The sequence below is a fragment of the Kribbella sp. HUAS MG21 genome, from assembly GCF_040254265.1.
Classification (GTDB): Bacteria; Actinomycetota; Actinomycetes; order Propionibacteriales; family Kribbellaceae; genus Kribbella.
Map to the genome: position 1 here is coordinate 2,591,543 of NZ_CP158165.1, position 17,486 is coordinate 2,609,028.

The following is a 17,486-nucleotide window of genomic DNA, read 5'->3' on the forward strand; positions in this document are numbered from 1 at the left end:
AGCACCCACGCCCACCACCCACGCCCACCACCCGCAGCACCCACCGCAGCACCCACCACCACCCCGACCCACACCATCACCCACCGCCCGCAGCTCCCGCCGCCCGCAGCACCCGTCACGGCACGGGCCACGGCACGCGCCACGGCACGGGCCACAGCACGGGCCACGGCACCGGCCACGGCACCGGCCACAGCACCCCGACCCACGCCGGCACCTACATCCACCGCCACACTTGGTGTTGTCAGTCGTGGGGTGATCTGCCGGGCGGTGGCTGTCTGGTCTCGGGGCGTTTGGCGTTCCAGGTTGGGGTCTGGGGTGAGTCTCCGGCCTCGGCGCGCGGGTCGTCTGTGGTTTTTGTTTGGTGTGGCTTGTGGAGTGGGGTGGTTGCGCCCAGGCCGGCGTCGAGTGCTTGGCGCAGGTCCTGGTTTTCGGACCAGTGTTCGGCGATCGACCGGATCTGCTCGTCTGCTTTCTGGTAGGCGCTGCGGCCCGCCAGACCTGCCAACCGAACGTCGGACGGATCGCCCCCGTTGTAGCCGTGGATCGCGGCGAACGGTGCATGCATGGCCGTGGCGATGCGGTTGATCGCGTCTGCCTTCGCCGTCTCCGGAACCAGGTGCCTCAGATGCTTTGTGTACAGCAGTTCCGCCGCGACCCGGTACTTCTCCGCGCTGTTCACCACCGCCATCCGGCGGATGACCTCGGCGGAGTCCAGGCCGACGTCCGCGCCGACCGTCTCACTGAAGACATCGACAGCACGGACGTACGCCGCATAGACGTGCGAAGCCGGCGCACGGCTGATGCCGGGGGCGATCTGCTCGAGACCGAGCCTGTCGATGTAGTTGCCGATCTCGTTCTGTGTCGCTCGTTCGGTGACTGCCTCCTCGAAGATCTTGTGGGCTCGGCCCTCGAAGTCGTCGAGTGGAAACGCCAACGACGTACCCGGTCCGGACAGCAGGTGGATGTTCTCGTGCAGCACGGTGCGGACGGCTTCGCGGAACCTGGCCAGTGTCTCGGCGTCGTGCTGCAGATAGGCGCGGTCGAACATCTCCTGCAGGGGATCGACGACGTCCTCTGGGGTGTACTGGATCGTGCCGTCCCACGTCACCCTGGAGACTCGGCCGTCGTCGCGCGGGAGTACTTCGTAGCGCTTGTTCCACGCCGAATGGTGCGCACCCAGGGTCGCCACCGCGATGTCGGCCTGGACCTCCATCAGTTCGGCGAAGCTCGTGACCACCGAGGTCTGGATCCTTGCTACTCGGGGTTGCCCGGGGTTTCCCGGAGCTCGGGGTTGTTGAAGCGGAGCCCTTCGATGTCCATCGCGAGCGGCTCGCCGAGTTGGCGGATCCGGGTCGCCTCGACACCGCTCGCGGTCTTGGCGATCCGGCCGATCTCGGAGATGGCGGCCTGCAGGAGTTCGATGCGTTCTGCCGGGCTGCCCGCGGAGCCGAGGGCTCGCGCCTGGACCCGGATCGCCGCCGCCATCTCGTCCGACATCGGAGGGACCTTGTAGTTCAGCACCGATTCCAGTGAGGCGAGACTCCGCTCGGCTCGTTCCCGATCCGCCGACGGTTCGACCGTCGGGATCAGGCTCTGGAGCCGCTCGACCTCGCTCGCCAACTTCTCCTCGGAGATCTCCTTGGCCATCACGGCCTCGACCAGCCGCTGCTCCTCAGCGTCGTACGCCGCGTAGTCCATGCCTCATTATCTGGTGTCGCGAATTGATGTTTGTTGTGGGTGGCATCGCGTTCGCAGCCCGCCGTACGGGCGCTGTGTCAGGAGTATGCCAAGGGGGATTCTGCCGATGAGGCGCTCGTAGCGTGAGAGATGTGATGGGAACGCAGCTGACTGTCGACGAGGTTTCCGACGCCCTGATCGAGGCGCGGCGGGGCCTGTCGACACTCCCGAAGGAGCCTTTGCCGAGGCTCACGTCGACCGGGGTAGGCCTGCTGCACTGTCGCGCTTGCCGTGCTCTTCTGGCCGACAGTCACAGCTCCGCCACCTCCGCGACGTTGGCGACCAAGCCGCACTACGAGTGCCTGAATTGTGGAGACGTCTTCGCCTGGGTGGTCCGGGTGGACCGCGAACTCCAGCAGCTCACCACACAACTGCTCAGCGAGCCGCGCGTCGTCGAGCGTTGGCGGCGAGGGCGGGCGGCGGAGTTGGATGCGCGCATCGAGCACGGGTTGCGCATCCGTGACTGGTGTCAGGTACCTGCGAACCGGCGCAGGCTCCAACGACGCCGTCGGCTTGGATTCCTCGGCGGGGACTCGGTTGCGGAGCTCTTGTATCACCTCGCTCTCGGGTTGTATCCGCTGGTGACGGAACGGGCGAGCTTGTCCGGGCGGGTTTCGAGCGGTCCGGGTTCGCTGGCTGAGTTGACGCGGGTTTACGACAGCTGCCGTGATCTTGCTCTGTAGCAGAACTGGCTCAGGTACGGCGGTGTCCGGCTGAACTGGCGGTGGGCCAACGCCCCGAGCCACCGGTGGCGAGCAGTCCAGGAGGAACGGCATCGGACTGCCGATCTTCTCTGGGAGATGCTCGCCGAAACCCGTTGGAAGGACGCGACTTCGCCGGTGCTGCCTGGTGATCACCCTCTGCTCAGCGACGACTGGTCAGTCTTCTCGGCGACGCTGCTTCGGGATCGTCGGGAGCTTGTACGACTTGCGTTGGGCGATGACACCGTTCTCATTATCGGGTCGGCGGGGGACCTACGCCACGAGCGGGTGTGACTGCCCCTGGGGTCGGTCGCGGTGGTGGTGGAAGGCGTGTGTGTTGGCGTGTATGGCTGTCGTGCTGGCGGGGCGATGCAGCGTGTGTGGGGTCGGCGCGGCCGGTGCGGATGTGGCCGGTGTGGATGTGTGTGCGTGGGCTTGAGTTGAAGCTTGGCTACTGGCGGCTCCTGGCGGGGACGGCGTTCGACGGGGTGCGGGGCTGAGGGGAGCGGGTGTAGGTGGGGTGGGGGCGTGTGGGACGGGTCGAGGATGCATGGTTGGCCGCGGCGTATCCGGGGGCTGGGGGTGCGATGCCCGACAGGGCCGTCTGGTGGGGTGCGCGTGCCTGCTCGAGTGCGGCTGTGGATGCGGGCGTGGGTGTGGGTGCCTGGCTGGCTGCGGCTGTCGCTGTGGGTGCTGGTGCGGGTGCCGGGGCCGGTGTGAGTGTGAGTGCGAGGGCGGGTGTGAGTGCGGGGGCGGGAGTGAGTGCGAGGGCCGGTGCGGATGTGAGTGCGGGTGTGGGTGGGCGCGTGGGGGTGGGTTTGGCGGCCGGCGTGCGGGTTCGTGATTTGGGTGGGACTGGGTGGATGGGGTCGGGGGTGTGGGTTTCGTGGTGGAGGTGGGCGAGGATTTGGTTCGCGGTGGCTAGGGAGTGGCGGGCGGCTTGGCCGGGTGGGGCTAGTTCGTAGGTGTCGAGGTGGGCGAGGCCGGAGCGGAGGATTGACTCCAGGCGGAGGCGGGTGTCGGCCTCGAAGGGCTCCAGGTGATGGAGGTTGGTGGCGAGGTCGACCAGGTACGGGAGTTGGCCGGCGGCGGTCAGGCGGTTGAGGTCTTGTAGGACTTGGCCGGGTGGGAGGGAGTTGCGGGCCTCCAGGTCGGCGGCCAGGCGGCGGACGGCGGGGACGAACGCGGGGTAGTAGCCGCTGAAGCTCACCGAATTGATGCCGGGGGCAACTTTGTCGATGCCCAGGCGGTGGATGTAGTCGTCGAGGTGGTCCTGGGCCCAGGCCTCGGTGACGCCCTCCTCGAGTTGCCGACTCCCGGGGAGGACGAAGGCTTCGCGCGCCGCCTCCTGCGTTGCGTCGTCGGGGCCCAGGAAATGCGCATGCTCGTGGAGCAGGGTGGCCAGGGATTCGCGGTAGCCGACGAGCGTCCGGGTCGGACGTCGTTCGCCCGCGTGCTCGTACAGGTCGCGGAGTGGGTCGACGATGGCTTCGCGGTCGAGGTACAGCGTCCCGTCCCAATGCGCCAGGCCGAGCATGGCGCTGGTGGATTCGACGATGTGACCGTTCCACGCGGTCTGGTCGGCGCCGGCCAGGTCGCGGGCGGTCTCGCCGCTGACGGCGAGCAGCTCCTCGAACGAGGTCGGCGTCAGTACTGCGGTGGTCACGAGCGCTGAGCAGTCGCGAGCCGGAGCAGGGAGTCAGCTGTCCGGCGGTACCGGGCTTGGTCCTGCGGGTCGTCGGCCTGGGCCGCGAGGCGGCCGAGCTCGGTGATGAGCCAGGCGGCGCGTGCCTGGCGCTCGGCGTGGGTCGAGCGGGGCGTCGTACCGGTCGAGTGCTCCATGAGTTGTCCTCCCGAGTCGTGAAGTCGGCGGAGAACATACGGAGATCGGGCGCCGTTTCACGGAGGACTTCGGAACCTGTGGATAACTAGAAGAGAGTCGGCGGCTCGGCTTCGACGGGCTCCGGGAGCAAAGGCAGGGTCGGGACGGCCGAGGCGACGGTCGCATGGAAGCGGCGGGCGAGGTCGAGGGCGTCGACGTTGTCCGGGGTGTGCAGGAAGATCGTCGGGGAGCGGCCTTCGGACAGCCAGGTGACGACGAGGTCGACGAGGTACGCCCAGCCGTCGACGGTCTCGGCCACCGAATCCCGGCCGATGTAGCGGACGATCGGGTGACCGGTGAGCGCGCGGGTCCGGCGTGCGACCCGCGGCTTCTTCATCCACGCGTCGCGCTCGGCGAGGCTGGTCGGGCGGGACGCGAACAACGTCCCGGTGTCGAAGGGGATCCACTCCGCGGTCGACCGCGCCAGCACCCGTTCGAGGTTCGAAGCCGCGCGGGGGTCGTCGAAGAAGGCGGGATGCCGGACCTCGACGGCGTACCGGTGTTCACGCGGCGCCGCGTGGAGGAATGCGGCGAGAGTACCCAGGTCAGTGGGGGAGAACGCGGCCGGCAACTGGATCCAGACCGCGTGGTTGCGCGGCCCGAGCGGCTCGATCGCACTCAGGAACGCTCGCAGTTCGGCGTCGATGTTCGTGAGCCGACGCTCGTGCGTGATCACCTGCGGCAACTTCACCACGAACCGGAAGTCCGGCGGCGTCTGCGCCGCCCAGTTCGCAACCGCCGCCCGCGACGGCGTGCCGTAGAACGTCGTGTTGCTCTCGACCGCGTTGCACCACGACGCATACGCCCGCAACTTCTCCCGCGCAGGCTGCGCCCACGCGGGATGTGTCCATTGGGCACATCCCACGTGGAGCCGCATGCCTACAACTTATCGATCAGCGCTCGACCTCGCCGCGGATGAATTTTTCGACGAGGTCGCGGCAGATGTCGTCGGCGTACTGCTCGGGCGGGGACTTCATGAAGTACGACGACGCGGACAGGATCGGGCCGCCGATGCCGCGGTCCTTGGCGATCTTGGCGGCGCGGATGGCGTCGATGATGATGCCGGCCGAGTTCGGGGAGTCCCAGACCTCGAGCTTGTACTCCAGGGACAGCGGGACGTCGCCGAAGTTGCGGCCCTCGAGGCGGATGAACGCCCACTTGCGGTCGTCCAGCCAGGCCACGTAGTCGGACGGCCCGATGTGCACGTTGCGGTCCTCGATCCCCTCGCGCAGCTGCGAGGTGACCGACTGGGTCTTGCTGATCTTCTTGGACTCCAGGCGCTCGCGCTCGAGCATGTTCTTGAAGTCCATGTTGCCGCCGACGTTCAGCTGGTACGTGCGGTCCACGGTCACGCCGCGGTCCTCGAACAGCTTGGTCAGCACCCGGTGCGTGATGGTCGCGCCGATCTGCGACTTGATGTCGTCGCCGACGATCGGTACGCCGGCCGCGGTGAACTTGTCCGCCCACTCCTTGGTGCCCGCGATGAACACCGGCAGCGCGTTCACGAACGCGACCCCCGCGTCGATCGCGCACTGCGCGTAGAACTTCGCCGCCTGCTCCGAACCCACCGGCAGGTAGCAGACCAGGACGTCGACGGCCGCCTCGCGCAGCGCCGCGACGACGTCGACCGGCGCCGCGTCGGACTCGCTGATGGTCTCCCGGTAGTACTTGCCGAGGCCGTCGAGGGTGTGACCGCGCTGCACGGTCACGCCGGTCGGCGGGACGTCGCAGATCTTGATGGTGTTGTTCTCGCTGGCGCCGATCGCGTCGGCGAGGTCCAGGCCGACCTTCTTGCCGTCGACGTCGAAGGCCGCCACGAACTCCACGTCCCGGACGTGGTAGTCGCCGAACACGACGTGCATCAGACCGGGGACGCGCTCCTCGGGCTTGGCGTCGCGGTAGTAGTGCACGCCCTGGACGAGCGAGCTTGCGCAGTTGCCGACGCCGACGATCGCCACGCGGATCGAGGTCATCTGGAATCTCCTTGGGTTGGCGGATGGTGCTGGTCAGGGGGCCGCTGTTGCCGCCGCTCGCCGTCGATCAGCTCGTTCAGCCAGCGGACCTCGCGCTCGGCCGACTCCAGGCCGTGCCGTTGCAGCTCGAGGGTGTAGGCGTCGACCCGCTCCGCCGTCCGGCTCATCGCCGCCCGGAAGTTGGCCAGCCGCTCCTCCATCCGGGCCTTGCGGCCCTCGAGGATGCGCAACCGGGTGGCCGGATCGGTCCGGCCGAAGAACGAGAAGCGGACGCCGAACGTGTCGTCCTCCCAGGCCGACGGACCGGCTTCGTGCATCGCGTGCGCGAAGTGGTCCTTGCCGTCGGCCGTGATCGTGTACACGATCTTGGGCCGCCGGCCCGACTCCGGTGTCCCGGGGTCGGCCGTGATCAGCCCGTTGCGGAGCATCGCCTTCAGGCACGGGTAGAGCGAACCGAACGACAGCACACGTCCCCAGCCGAACTGGGCGTTGACGCGCTTGCGGAGCTCGTAACCGTGCATCGGCGCTTCGTGCAGCAGACCGAGTACGGCGAGCTCCAGGACCCCACTGCGGTTTCCCATGAGCCACCTCCCTCGGTCTAGTTTGTCATGACCTGATGTATCGGTTCGATACATCGTGCCGCCACTGTAAGCAGAGCCCGTGGCTGTGGACAACTCTTGACAAACCCGCCCTTTGTCAGCTCAGACGGGTCGCCGCGCCCAGGAACCTGTTACGTCAGCCGCCGTTCTGCGTTAATCGAATGACACCCAGAGTCGTAGCCCGGGAGCGGACGGTAATGACCGAGAGCCATGCGAAGCACGCCCGGCCGGACGTCGAGGCCGAGGGGGTGCTCGCCCGCCTGGCGCTGCGGTTCACCGCGTTCACCGAGAAGTGGCTGCCGGACGCCTTCGGGTTCGTGCTCGTCGGCACGTTCGTGGTGTTGCTGTTCGGCCTCGTCACCGGTGAGCCGCTGCTGAAGCGTCCCGACGACCCGGCGGCGACCAAGGGCTTCGGGATGGTCGATGCCTGGGGCATCGGGTTCTGGTCGCTGATCACGTTCACCCTGCAGATGGCGATGATCATCATCGGCGGGTACGCCGTCGCGACCAGCGGCCCGGTCGCGCGCCTGATCACCCGGCTCGCCCGGGTCCCGAAGAACCCGCGGAGCGCCGTCGCCTTCGTGGCCGCGGTCGCGATGCTGGCGTCGTACCTGAACTGGGCGTTCAGCCTGATCTTCGCCGCGATCCTGGCCCGCGAAGTGGCGCGCAACGTGCCGAAGGCGGACTACCGGGCGCTCGGCGCGATGGCGTTCCTCGGGCTCGGAACGGTCTGGGCACAAGGGCTTTCGGGGTCGGCGGCGTTGCAGGTGGCGAGCGCGAGCAGCAGCCCGGCGCCGGTGCAGGAGGTGATCAAGGCCGGCGGTCACGCCAGCGGGCTGATCCCGCTCAGCGACACGATCTTCACCTGGCAGGCGATCGTGGCGACGTTGATCGTGTACTGCGTCGGCGTCGCGATGGCCTGGTTCATCGCACCGGGCGAGCACAGCGCGCGGACCGCGGACCAGATCGGCATCGAGCTCAAACCGCTCATCGGGCGCGGGTCGCCGTACAACGGTCAACGTCAGGAGGCGCGCAGGCCCGGTGACTGGCTCGAGCATTCACCGCTGTTCAGCCTGCTGATCGTGGTGCTCGGTGTGATCTACCTGGTCCGCTACTTCAGCGGGAAGAACTTCTTCAACGCGCTCGACCTCAACACGGTCAACCTCGTGCTGTTCCTGCTCGCGCTGCTGCTCCACTGGCGGCCGTGGCGGATGGCGCGCGCGGTGCGCGACGGCGCGCCCGCGGCGGCCGGCGTACTGCTCCAGTTCCCCTTGTACGGCGGCATCTTCGGGATGATCGCCTACACCGGGATCTCCGCGCGGCTGGCCGGCTGGCTGGTGCAGGCGAGCAATCAGTTCCTGTTCCCGCCGCTGGTCGCGATCTACTCGTGCATCCTCGGCATCTTCGTCCCGAGCGGCGGCAGCAAGTGGGTGATCGAGGCGCCGTACGTGCTGCAGGCGGCCAACGAGCTCAAGGTCGACGCGGGCTGGATGGTCGTCGTCTACGACCTCGGCGAGGCCAGCGCGAACCTGCTGCAGCCGTTCTGGATGCTGCCGACACTGGCCATCCTCGGCCTCAAGGCGCGCGACATCATGGGCTACACGTTCACGATGTTCCTGGCCTGTTTCCCGGCCGCGCTGCTCGCCGTGACATTGCTCGCACCGCACGTCACGGGGTAACCGCTTGCACCGGCTTTGAGCCCGGACGGAAGGGCTTGCTAGCATCCGGAGCGGATTCGGGCCTGTTACCACACCCACCGTAGTCTGTGGGGCAATGACTCCAGCGAGATCGTCGAGGATTGCACAGTGAGTGAAGCTCGTAGAAAGGCCGCCCCGCCGCCCCGGCGCAGGAAGCACTGGGCGCTCCGGGTTCTCGGCTGGCTCGCCGCTCTCTTCTTCCTCGGCATCATCGGCGGGGTCGCGGCGTTCTTCATCATCTACCAGAGCACCGAGATCCCGGACCCGAACGCGGAGTTCAAGACCAACACCACCGTCGTGACCTGGGACAACGGGTCCCGGGCGATGGGCAGCTTCTTCGACCAGAACCGGCACTCGGTGCCGATGAGCCAGATCCCGAAGCACGTCCAGGACGCGGTGATCGCCGCGGAGGACCGGTCGTACTGGACGAACCCCGGGATCTCGCCGTCCGGCATGGTCCGCGCCGCGTGGAACATCGCCCGCGGCGAGCAGTTGCAAGGTGGTTCGACGATCACCCAGCAGTACGTCAAGGTCATGTACCTGACGCAGGAGCGGACGGTCTCGCGGAAGTTCCAGGAGTTGTTCATCGCGACCAAGCTGGGCCGGCAGGAGGACAAGACCAAGACTCTCGAGGGCTACCTCAACACCATCTATTTCGGTGAGGGCGCCTACGGGATCTCGGCCGCGGGCCAGGCCTACTTCGGCGTGTCGGACCCACGGCAGCTGTCCGTGCCGCAGGCGGCCCTGCTGGCAACGGTCTTGAACAACCCGACCCTGTTCGACGTCAACGACCCGGACCCGCGGACGAAGAAGCGCATCGTGGAGCGCTACAAGTACGTCCTGGACGGCATGCGGCAGAACGGCACGATCACCGAGGCCCAGGAGGCGCGGTACGCCAAGTCGTTGCCCGATCTCAGCAAGCAGCAGAAGAAGAGCGACCGCTTCAAGGGCCCGTACGGTTTCCTCCTCGACATGGCCCGCAAGGAACTGCGTGCGCGCGGATTCGACGAGGACGAGATCAGTGGCGGCGGTCTGAAGGTCGTCACTACGTTCAACTACGAGCAGCAGGCGAAGATGATCGAGGCGGCGCAGAACGAGCTGCCCGAGAAGCGCGACAACCTGCACGTCGGGATGGCGGCGGTGAAGCCGGGCACCGGTGAGCTGGTGGCGGTGTACGGCGGACCGGACTACCTGAAGAGTCAGCTGAACTGGGCGACCACGAAGGCCCGTCCGGGGTCGTCGTTCAAGCCGTTCGCGCTGGCCGCCGCGCTCCAGGACGGACGATCGATCTGGGACAAGTTCCAGGGTGACAGCCCGATCGAGGTCCAGGGCCAGAAGCTGAACAACGAGTTCAACCGGGACTACGGCGACGTCACGTTGCTCAAGGCCACCGAGCAGTCGATCAACACCGCGTTCTACGACCTGGTCGACAACCAGATGGAGGACGGGCCGGACAAGCTCGTCAACGTCGCCGAGGCGGTCGGCATCCCGAAGACGAAGGCCCTCGAGAACGGCCGGAACCAGCCGTCGACGGTGCTCGGACCGGACCCGTACGCGTCCGCCGTCGACATGGCCCAGGCCTACGCGACGTTCGCGGCCGAGGGCAAGTACGCGCCGCTGCACACCATCAAGGAGGTCCGCGGGCCGGACGGCAAGGTGCTGTTCTCGGCGGAGCGGGACCTCAAGAAGCAGGTCAAGCAGGCCATTCCGGTCGAGACCGCCCGGATGGTCAACTACGTGCTGCAGGACGTCGTCACGAAGGGCACCGGCAACGGCGCCAAGGAGCTCGACCGCCAGGTGGCCGGCAAGACCGGGACTGCCGGTGGTGTCGCCGTCGAGGACCGCGCGGAGAACAAGGCCTGCGACGGCTGCAAGGAAGGCTCCGCGACCCTGACCTCGTGGTGGACCGGCTACACGCCGGAGTTGTCCACGTCGGTCGTGTACCGCGCGGGCAAGACCGGTGAGAGCGACCTGGACAACTACAGCGACGAGCCGGCGTTCTTCGGTGGCTCGTGGCCGCTGCAGACCTGGCTGGCGTTCATGTCGAAGGCTCTGGACGGCGTGCCGAAGTCCGAGTTCGTGGAGCCGAACGAGGACGACATCGCCAAGGGCAGCCCGACGCCGAAGTACACCCCGACGACCACGGCGCCGCCGAACACGCCGACCAACACCCCGCCGCCGAACACGCCGCCGAGCACGCCGGCCAGTACGCCGCCTCCGAACACCCCGACGAGTACGCCGACCAAGACCAAGCCGACGCGGACCACGACGACCCCGGTCATCACGTTGCCGACCGGTGGGCCGCCGCAGACGAGCCAGCCGACCGAGACACCCAAGTCACCCGGCCGGGGCCAGTAGCTCCGACGAGCGCCGAGTAGCAGCCGTGCGCCGGCTGCTACTGGCATGGGGGACGATAGGGGCGTGACTCGGGCGGACTGGGGTGTGGGGTGGCGGCGTGTTTGAGCGCGCGGCTGCCGATGAGCCGCGGCCGGGGCGGGCGCGGCGGGCCCGGGTGGACGGGAGTTGGTGGCGGCGGTGGCGGCCGTCGCCGTTGGCGCGGGAGGTGCTCGGGTGGTGGCTGATCACCCGGGTGGCGTTGTTCGTGCTGTCGGTCTCCGCGCCGCTGCTGTTCAACCGCGGGAGTGACTACCCGAACGTCTGGCGCGCCTGGCTGCAGTGGGACGTCTGGCATCTGAAGGCGGTCGCCGAGTTCGGGTACGCGAACGGTGAGCCGTCCGGTGCGCCGCTGGCCGCGTTCTTCCCGGGCTTCCCGTTGCTGGTCCGGATCGTCAGCTACACGGGCATCGGCTACGTCGCCGCGGGCATCGTGGTGTCGGCGGTCGCCAGCGCGGTCGCGGGCGTCTACCTCGCGCGACTGGCGCAGTACGAGTTCCCGGAGCTGAAGGGCATCGGGCCGAACGCCGCGATGATCTGGTACGGCGCCCCGGTCGGGGTGTTCCTCGCCGCCGGGTACACCGAGGCGCTGTTCTGCGCGCTCGCGTTCCCCGGCTGGCTGGCCGCGCGGCAGGGGCGCTGGGCGCGGGCCGCGGTGTTCGTCGCGCTGGCCTGCACGGTGCGGGTGTCCGGGATCTTCCTGGTCTTCGCGCTGCTCGTGGAGTTCGTGACGTCGAAGAAGCGGGACTGGCTCTCGCTGCCCTGGTTGGCGCTGCCCGCCGTACCGCTGCTCGGTTTCATGGCGTACCTCAAGCAGATCCACGGCTCCTGGTTCGCCTGGCAGGACGCGCAGGAGAAGGGCTGGGCGCGGGAGTTCACCTGGCCGTGGATCTCGCTGATGCACACGTTCGAGGCCGCGAGCAAGGGCCACTTCCCGGCGGACCGCAGTGACTGGACCTGGATGTTCCGGGCCGAGCTGGTCGCGCTGTTCGTCGGGCTGGTGCTGCTGGCCTGGCTGTTCTGGCGCCGGTCCTGGGGTGAGGCGGCCTGGGTCGCGGCCACGATCGGCGCGTTCTGTACGTCGTTCTGGATCTACTCGCTCACCCGCGCGACGCTGCTGATGTGGCCGCTGTGGATCGGCCTCGCGGTGGTGGCGATGCGGAGACCCTGGCTCGGCCGCCTCTATCTGGCGGTCGCGATACCCCTGGCCGCTGTCTGGGCGGCCGGCTTCTTCACCGGCCGCTGGTCAGGCTGAGTAGTGTCGGGCTGAGTAGTTCTGCTCAGGCGCTGCCCCCGTCCGGTCCTTACCGTGACGCTATGGAAGCGCGGACGATCGGCAGGGTCAGCCTGCAGACGGTGTTCGTCGGTGTGGTGGCGGGCGTCGCGTACGCCCTGATGCGGCAGTTCGGTGCCCCGCTGTGTCCGCCGACGGCGGTGAGCTGCGCCGTGGAGAGCGGCGGCCCGCTGTTCGCCGTACAGCTCGGGGGTGTCGCGGCCGCGCTGGCGCTGCCGGTCCTGGCGCTCCGGGCGGGCCTCGGATGGGCGTTCGCCGTGGTCGCCACGGTCGGCGTGCTGGCCCTGAACGCCGTCTGGTTCCTGTCTTTGTCCGACATGTGGACAGTTCTGGGCTGAGGCAACCCTCGAGCAGCTTCGAACGTCGATAAGGGTGAAGGGGTGGCAGTCCGGGCGGGGACCGCCACCCCTCATTAGTCCCGTCGGAACCTCTCAGGGGCAGGCTCCGGCGGTCTGATCCACACCGAGGGCGGCGGCAGCTGCCGCCGCCCCTGTGGTCATCAGTCAGATGCCGATCAGCCGAACACGTTCGCCGCACAGGCGGGTCATGTCGTCGACGTCCGAGGTCAGCATGATCACGGGGCCCGGCTGGCGCAGAGCCACCTCGGCGACGGTCGCGTCGATCGCGAACTTGTGGCCGTGCAGTCCCGCGGCTTTCAGCAGCTCTGCGGACGCTTTGGCTGCAGCCTCGGTCAACGGCTCGACCTTGACGCGGGACAGCACCCACCGAAGGCGAGACATGTTCATCTTGGCGTGGCTGACTTCCACGATCGTGTTCGCTGCGATCACGAAGTCGGATCCCATGGTGTGGAAAACCTGGAACATCGCGAGAATCTTGCGGTCGTCCGCGACCCATGCGGACAGCCCCTGGGCGTCGAGGACCACAGTCTCGACGTGATCGGTCACGCAGCGCCCGCCGAGCCGCCGGAGGCCTTGGAGATCGTAGAGCTTGCCTGAGTCAGTTCCTCTTCGGTGAACTCCCCGTGCTCCTCCTGGTAGCGCTGGAGATCCGCGCCGAGCAGCTGATGCCTCAGTTGACGCGCGACGGCATCGGCAACATATCCGGAGACGTTGTCGGTGAGCTTCTTCAGCTCTGCCACTTGGTCGCTCGGCAATGTCACCGTGATGCGCGTCGTGTCAGCCATAGACCGAGCATACCGTGATATGCGCGGTGAGGGCGACGGCACAGGCCGTCGCCCTCAGTGCTGTGTCAGCCGTAGTTGCGGTCGATCGACTGCGACGGCGTCGGGCTCGGCTTCTCCCGCGCGACGCGCTGGTCGCTCGGGTGGGTTCCGGTCTCGACGCCCTTGAGCGTGCCCAGGAGCTCGATCTCCGACAGCGTGACACCGGTCGCCCCGGCGGCCGGCGTGAGCACCAGGCGGTACTGCGTGTACGCCTTAGGCGAGGCCACGTTGAACGACCTGGTGTACGACGCCCACGCCCAGGTCTGGCCCGTACGACGATCCACCGGCGTCCAGGTCGTACCGTCGTTCGAGCCCTCCAGCGTCCACGCGGACGGCGCCGTACCGGTGGCACCGCTGGTCAGCGTGTACATCCCGACCGGACGGCCCTGCGGCAGGGCGACCGTGACGGTCGGCTGGGCGCCGGTCAGCGTGACCTGCGTCTTGGTGTCGTTGTCGACCAGCGCGGACACGTCGGCACCGCCCGCTCCGATCACCGCGCCGGTGTCGGAGGTCGAGTCGCGCCAGGTCATCGGGTCCTCGCCCGGCGTGGTGATCGACGGCGGGGCGTCGTTGCGGCCGCTGCCCCAGCTGGTCGGCTGGTCGGTCATCTCGAACTCGATCTTGCCGCCCTTCCCGATCAGGTCGTGCGGCAGCGCGGTCGAGGTCCACTTCTTGCCGTTCACGCGCACGCTCTTCACGTAGACGTTGCGGTCGCTGTTCTGCGGCGCGCTGACCACCAGCTTCCGGCCGCCGGCCAGCCGGACCGTCGCCTTGGTGAACAGCGGCGAGCCGATCGCGTACGTCGGCGACCCGACCTGCAACGGGTAGAAGCCGAGCATGCTGAACAGGTACCAGGCCGACATCTCGCCGTTGTCCTCGTCGCCCGGGTACCCCTGCCCGATCTCCGAGCCGAGGTACAGCCGCGACAGCGATTCCCGGACCAGCGCCTGTGTCTTCCACGGCTGACCCGCGAAGTCGTACATGTACGTGATGTGGTGCGACGGCTGGTTGCTGTGCCCGTACTGCCCCATCCGGACGTCACGCGCCTCGAGCATCTCGTGGATCGTGCCGCCGTACCCGCCGGGGTGCAGCGCGTCCTCCGGCGTACTGAAGAACTCGTCGAGCTTCTTCGCCAGACCGTCCCGGCCGCCGTAGATCGCCGCGAGCCCCGCACCGTCCTGCGGCGTCGAGAACGCCATGTTCCACGCGTTCGTCTCGGTGTAGTCGTGGCCCCAGTCGCGCGGGTCGAACGTGCTCGGCGAGTGCCCCCAGACGCCGTCCGGCCCCTTGCCCTGGAAGAACCCGACCGTCGGGTCGTAGAGCGTGACGTAGTTGCGGGCCCGGTTCAGGAAGTACTTGTAGTTGTCCAGGTACTCCTGCTTGCGCGGGTCGTTCTTCTTCGCCTTGTCGTACAGCGCCTTCGAGAGGTTCGCGATGCCGAAGTCGTTGATGTAGCCGTCCATCGACCAGCTGAAGCCCTCACCGGTGGTGTTGGCCGTGTAGCCGTTGAACGTGGACAAGTCCATGCCCTTGCGCCCGACGTTCTGCGACGGCGGTACGACGGACGCGTTCTTCACCGCGGCGTCGTACATCGCCTGGACGTCGATGCCCTTGATGCCCTTGAGGTACGCGTCCGCGAAGGCCACGTCGGACGACGTACCGACCATCAGGTTCGCGTACCCGGGGGAGGACCAGCGGGAGATCCAGCCGCCGTCCTTGTACTGCTGCACGAACCCGTTGACCAGGTCGGCGGCCGTGTCCTGGGCGAACAGCGAGTAGGCCGGCCACACCGTGCGGTACGTGTCCCAGAAGCCGTTGTTCACGTACGTCTGCCCGTCCACGATCTTCGAGCCGGTCGTGGTCGGGGTGTCGGCGCCCACCTTCGGCGAGGTCGGCGACGCGTACTTGATCACCGGCTTGTACTCCGTGCCGGTGTTCTCGGAGCCGTTGTTCGGGTAGAGGAACAGGCGGTAGAGGTTCGAGTGGAGCGTGGTCAGCTGGTCGGCCGTCGCGCCCTCGACCTCGATCGTGCGCAGCTTCTCGTCCCACAGCTCCTGCGCCGCGTCCTTGACCTTGCCGAACTTCGATCCGGCGGGCAGCTCGAGCTCGAGGTTCTTGCGCGCCTGCTCGGTGCCGATCAGCGAGGTCGCCATCCGCAGCTGCACCTGAGTGGTCTTGGCGTCGAACATGAAGTAGCCGCCGACGTTCGCCCCGCCACCGTTGGACAGCTTCCCCGAAGCAATCACCTTCTGGTCCACGACGCCGTACACGAACAGCCGGCCGGCGCCGGTGGACAGCCCGCTCTTCACGTCGGAGTAGCCGGTCACCACACCGGTCGCCGGGTCGAGCGTGAGGCCGCCGTTGTTGTTCACGTTGTCGAAGACCAACGACGCCTTGCCCGCCGGGAAGCTGAAGCGCAGCATCGCGGCGTGGTCGGTCGGTGCGATCTCGGCGGCGTTGCCGTTGTCGAACGTCACGCCGTAGTAGTACGGCCGCGCGATCTCGTTGTCGTGGCTGAACGACCAGGCGCGGGCCTTGCGATCCGCGGTCGGCGTGTCGGCGGTGGACGGCATCACCTGGAACGTCTGCCGGTCACCCATCCACGGGCTCGGCTCGTGGCTGATCGAGAGCGCCTGGATCGTGGGCTTGTTGGCCTCGTTGTTGCCCTTGGCGTAGTCGTACAGCCAGGACGTCGACCCGGCGTTGGTCACCGGCGTCCAGAAGTTGAAGCCGTGCGGTACGGCGGTCGCCGGGAAGTTGTTGCCCCGCGAGAAGCCGCCGGTGGCGTTCGTGCCGCGGGTGGTCAGCGCGAGGTCCGACGGGTGCTTGGCCGCGGTCTTCTGCGCGGCGCGGTCCGGGTTGACCGCGGCGGCGATCCGGATGTCGTCGAGCCAGCCGCGGAAGTCGGCCGGGCCGGACGGCTTGTCGTACCCGACCAGGATCCGGGTGATCGTCTTGCCGGCGGCCACCTTGCCGAGGTCCGCCTCGACGTTGTTCCACTGGTTCGTGTACAGCGACTTGGAGTCGCCCTGGCCGCGCGGGCTCAGCTCGAACCCGTGGTGATCGCGAGCCTTCAGATCGCTCAGATAGGTGCCGTCGGAGAACGCCAGGTCCACCGCGGCGAACGTGCTCGGGTAGCTCAGGTCGCCCTCGACGTGCTCGGGGAAGATCCGGTACGACAGCCGGGTGTCCTTGCCGACCTTCAGCTCGACGTCGGCGATCCTGTTCCACGTGAAGCCACGGCCCTCGGCCTCCTGGTGGCCGGCGTACCGGAAGGACTTCACGCCGGTGAAGCCGACCCGGGCGCGGGCGTTGTAGGCGCTGGTCGGGCCGGAGTCCAGCCGGGACTCGGCGACCGGTCCGGGCGGCGGCAGCGGGGCGCCGTTCGAGAGGTACCAGTCGGCGAGCTGGACGATGTTCTCGCCGTGGTTCAGCGTGATGTCGAGCTTGAAGTACGTGTACGCCGTGTCGTTGGCGAAGCTGTACTCCTTGGTCTGGAACCGGTTCTCGAAGCTCTGCCCGGTCCGGGTGTCCAGCGTGGTCCAGGTGCTGCCGTCGTTCGAACCGGAGACCGTCCAGTTCTGCGGGTCGCGGCCGTCGGCGTCGTTCGCCGAGGTCAGCGCGTACTTCTTGATCACCACCGGGGCCGAGGTCTGGTAGACCAGCCAGCCGGTCGGCTCGAACACGAGCCATTTGGTGAACTTGTCGCCGTCCGCGGCGTTGCTGGCGATCTCACCGGCGCCGGTGTTCTCACCGTTCGCGGTCACCTTGGTGACCTTGTCCATCTCGCTGCCGCCGATCCCGGTCGGCGTCGGGCCGCGCACCCCGTCGGTGCGTGGCTTCCCGTCCGGACCGGTGTCCACGGTGTCGGTGTACCCGGGCTGCGGCTGGCCCGGCTCGAAGGACGTGTAGTACGACGAACCGCTGATCACCGGCTGCTCCGAGGCAGCAGACGATGCGGCGTGCGCTGGCGTCATGGCAACAGACATTGTCACAACCAGCGTGAGCGACGTGACGAGCCCCAGT

Annotated in this window: 15 protein-coding genes; 5 read left to right on the plus strand and 10 right to left on the minus strand. The window is 67.9% G+C overall.

Annotated features, from left to right (window positions below; translation table 11 throughout):
• Positions 1–241: 241 nt before the first annotated feature.
• Together ABN611_RS12565 and ABN611_RS12570 are read right to left on the minus strand one after the other, a co-directional pair.
• Positions 242–1,237, minus strand: a complete 996-nt coding sequence (locus ABN611_RS12565) for a hypothetical protein (protein WP_350280016.1) — start codon at positions 1,235–1,237, stop codon at positions 242–244.
• Between the two features lie 17 nt (positions 1,238–1,254).
• The gene (locus ABN611_RS12570; protein WP_350280017.1) at positions 1,255–1,698 is read right to left on the minus strand and encodes a hypothetical protein; all 444 of its coding nucleotides are present in this window, start codon (positions 1,696–1,698) and stop codon (positions 1,255–1,257) included.
• Between the two features lie 134 nt (positions 1,699–1,832).
• Here ABN611_RS12570 and ABN611_RS12575 point away from each other — a divergent pair, with 134 nt between their 5' ends.
• Positions 1,833–2,420 carry a hypothetical protein gene (locus tag ABN611_RS12575; protein WP_350280018.1) on the plus strand — a complete coding sequence of 196 codons (588 nt, stop codon included), beginning with the start codon at positions 1,833–1,835 and terminating at the stop codon, positions 2,418–2,420.
• 469 nt (positions 2,421–2,889) lie between these two features.
• On the opposite strand, the gene ABN611_RS12580 is transcribed toward ABN611_RS12575, so the two are convergent.
• From ABN611_RS12580 to ABN611_RS12600, 5 genes are all read right to left on the minus strand, one after another.
• Positions 2,890–4,104 (minus strand): hypothetical protein, encoded by a 1,215-nt coding sequence (locus ABN611_RS12580; protein WP_350280019.1) that lies wholly within the window; start codon positions 4,102–4,104, stop codon positions 2,890–2,892.
• A complete protein-coding gene (locus ABN611_RS12585) occupies positions 4,101–4,280 on the minus strand; it encodes a hypothetical protein (RefSeq protein WP_350280020.1) in 180 nt (59 codons plus the stop codon). Before ABN611_RS12585 ends, ABN611_RS12580 begins: the two co-directional genes overlap by 4 nt.
• An 86-nt stretch (positions 4,281–4,366) precedes the next feature.
• Positions 4,367–5,197, minus strand: coding sequence for a DUF72 domain-containing protein (locus ABN611_RS12590; RefSeq protein ID WP_350280021.1), 831 nt, complete (start codon positions 5,195–5,197; stop codon positions 4,367–4,369).
• Between the two features lie 16 nt (positions 5,198–5,213).
• Entirely contained in the window at positions 5,214–6,293 is a 1,080-nt protein-coding gene (locus tag ABN611_RS12595) for an inositol-3-phosphate synthase (RefSeq protein WP_350280022.1), read from the minus strand.
• The gene (locus tag ABN611_RS12600; RefSeq protein ID WP_350280023.1) at positions 6,290–6,874 is read right to left on the minus strand and encodes a PadR family transcriptional regulator; all 585 of its coding nucleotides are present in this window, start codon (positions 6,872–6,874) and stop codon (positions 6,290–6,292) included. Before ABN611_RS12600 ends, ABN611_RS12595 begins: the two co-directional genes overlap by 4 nt.
• 215 nt (positions 6,875–7,089) lie before the next feature.
• On the opposite strand from ABN611_RS12600, the gene ABN611_RS12605 reads away from it, so the two are divergent.
• The 4 genes from ABN611_RS12605 (at position 7,090) to ABN611_RS12620 (ending at position 12,615) form a co-directional block, all read left to right on the plus strand.
• Positions 7,090–8,571, plus strand: a complete 1,482-nt coding sequence (locus ABN611_RS12605) for a TIGR00366 family protein (RefSeq protein ID WP_350280024.1) — start codon at positions 7,090–7,092, stop codon at positions 8,569–8,571.
• Between the two features lie 126 nt (positions 8,572–8,697).
• A complete protein-coding gene (locus tag ABN611_RS12610) occupies positions 8,698–10,947 on the plus strand; it encodes a transglycosylase domain-containing protein (RefSeq protein ID WP_350280025.1) in 2,250 nt (749 codons plus the stop codon).
• A 97-nt stretch (positions 10,948–11,044) separates the two neighbouring features.
• On the plus strand, positions 11,045–12,238 hold the full coding sequence (locus ABN611_RS12615) for a mannosyltransferase family protein (protein ID WP_350280026.1): 1,194 nt from the start codon (positions 11,045–11,047) through the stop codon (positions 12,236–12,238).
• A 62-nt stretch (positions 12,239–12,300) separates the two neighbouring features.
• Entirely contained in the window at positions 12,301–12,615 is a 315-nt protein-coding gene (locus tag ABN611_RS12620; RefSeq protein ID WP_350280027.1) for a hypothetical protein, read from the plus strand.
• 165 nt (positions 12,616–12,780) lie between these two features.
• On the opposite strand, the gene ABN611_RS12625 is transcribed toward ABN611_RS12620, so the two are convergent.
• The 3 genes from ABN611_RS12625 to ABN611_RS12635 form a co-directional block, all read right to left on the minus strand.
• Complete coding sequence (locus ABN611_RS12625; protein ID WP_350280028.1) at positions 12,781–13,182, minus strand: hypothetical protein; 402 nt, start codon at positions 13,180–13,182, stop codon at positions 12,781–12,783.
• The gene (locus ABN611_RS12630; protein WP_350280029.1) at positions 13,179–13,421 is read right to left on the minus strand and encodes a type II toxin-antitoxin system CcdA family antitoxin; all 243 of its coding nucleotides are present in this window, start codon (positions 13,419–13,421) and stop codon (positions 13,179–13,181) included. Before ABN611_RS12630 ends, ABN611_RS12625 begins: the two co-directional genes overlap by 4 nt.
• Before the next feature lie 65 nt (positions 13,422–13,486).
• On the minus strand, positions 13,487–17,437 hold the full coding sequence (locus ABN611_RS12635; RefSeq protein WP_350280030.1) for a GH92 family glycosyl hydrolase: 3,951 nt from the start codon (positions 17,435–17,437) through the stop codon (positions 13,487–13,489).
• Between the last annotated feature and the right edge of the window lie 49 nt (positions 17,438–17,486).